The organism is Bradyrhizobium canariense, from assembly GCF_019402665.1.
GTDB classification, from domain to species: Bacteria; Pseudomonadota; Alphaproteobacteria; order Rhizobiales; family Xanthobacteraceae; genus Bradyrhizobium; species Bradyrhizobium canariense.
Genome location: NZ_VSST01000118.1, coordinates 1 through 1487 on the forward strand (window position 1 = coordinate 1; position 1487 = coordinate 1487).

2 protein-coding genes are annotated in these 1487 nt (G+C 55.9%); both read right to left on the reverse strand.

Features of this window, described 5'->3' with window-relative positions; all coding sequences use genetic code 11:
- Positions 1–98: 98 nt before the first annotated feature.
- Positions 99–611, reverse strand: coding sequence for a GNAT family N-acetyltransferase (locus tag FXB41_RS39895; RefSeq protein ID WP_219685659.1), 513 nt, complete (start codon positions 609–611; stop codon positions 99–101).
- Positions 612–650: 39 nt separating this feature from the next.
- Positions 651–1301, reverse strand: a complete 651-nt coding sequence (locus tag FXB41_RS39900; RefSeq protein WP_219685660.1) for a glutathione S-transferase family protein — start codon at positions 1299–1301, stop codon at positions 651–653.
- Positions 1302–1487 lie beyond the last annotated feature (186 nt).

Below are 1487 nucleotides of genomic sequence, written 5' to 3' on the forward strand. Positions count from 1 at the left end.
GCGTCCACCCCATCATAAACTTGCGTTGCACTTCGTGTGAGGCCCGCTCTGTCCGTGATAGCGCGCGCTGGCGCAGCTCACCCAAGGTCCGCGATCACCTAGCCAGATATCCAAAGGGCATAGTAACGCGAGTAAGCTTCGCCACCTTGCTCCCAGGGAGCCGTGGGTTGGAATCCGATCCTTTCGTATAGACGATGCGAGGCCGTTAGCGCGTTGTTGCTTGACAAGCGTATGCGATCGTATCCTGCGCTGCGAGCAAAGCTGATAAGTGCATCTGAGATAGCTCGTGCGATCCCCCGGCCTCGGTAGGTTGGGGCGACAAACATGCGAACCATTTCGCACTGTCGATCGTCGAAACGCTTGATCGCACCGGTACCGATGATTTCGTTTTCGGCGATCACACACAAAAGGAGAGCTCGATCGGCGTACACAGTTTCCGCGTTGTCGAGGTCCGATAGCCGCGAATAAATGAAGTCCCGCACAAAACTGTCGGGGTGATCATGGAAATGCTCATGCCAAACAGCTTCAATGAGCCGCCGCGCCGCCGGCGCGTCGCCAAGTCGGAATGGCCGAATTGTCCAATTTGGTTCCAGGCGAGTGAGAACTGCCATGGGCATCCCCTCCCTTGATCATACGCCCTGACGTGCAAATCAAAAATCAAGCCGGCCGTAGAGTTCGTCGAATGGTACGCACACATGCTCATTGTAGGCGGCCCTCGATTGCAGCCGCTCATACCAGCGCTCAACGTTCGGCAAGTTCGGGCGCGGAAGGTCAAGGTTGAGATAGCGATAAAGATGGGTTCCTATCGGAATATCGGCGAGTGATAGCTGGTCTCCGAGCACGAAGCACCTGCCTTTCAACTGATGGTCGATGTGCTTCAGATAACGGCTGGTTTGTTCCAGAGCTTTGTCAACCGCAGCCAAATTGCGTTGCGCTTCGGGCGTCCGGTACCAACCCCAAAACACACCAACCATGAACGCCGGCTGCAACGCGGTTTGCGACCAATCCATCCATTGGTCTGCCTTCGCGCGCTCAGCCGGATTCGCCTTCCAGAACGACGTTTCGGAAGCGTATTTGGCCGCAAGATATCTCAAGATGGCGTGCGACTCCCAGACGACGACGCCGGAGTCATCAATTACTGGAAGGCGGCCATGCGGGTTCATGGCCAGGAATTCAGGCGTGTCGAGGCCCCCGAACGAGCCTCCAAGCTCGACATGCTTGTGCGCGATGCCGAGCTCACCGACCAGCCACATCACCTTCTGCAAGTTGAATGACGATTTACGGCCATAAATGGTGAGCATTGGCGCGGATCTCAATTGGGGATATTGGCTTACACTTAGAGCCCAGCAGTAAGCAGAAATGAAATGACGCTACAAGCTGCAATAGCTCCTTGCACTCGTTTTGGGTGATAAGGCACCTGTCAGGCTTGAATCACAGCTTTCCGCTGTGACTGCCAAGCTGACGTTCATGATGGGGTGGACGCCCCG

Bases quoted from the DNA above. Each gene is read 5' to 3' on its own strand.
- FXB41_RS39895 (WP_219685659.1), bottom strand. From the start codon at position 611: ATGGCAGTTCTCACTCGCCTGGAACCAAATTGGACAATTCGGCCATTC.
- FXB41_RS39900 (WP_219685660.1), bottom strand. From the start codon at position 1,301: ATGCTCACCATTTATGGCCGTAAATCGTCATTCAACTTGCAGAAGGTG.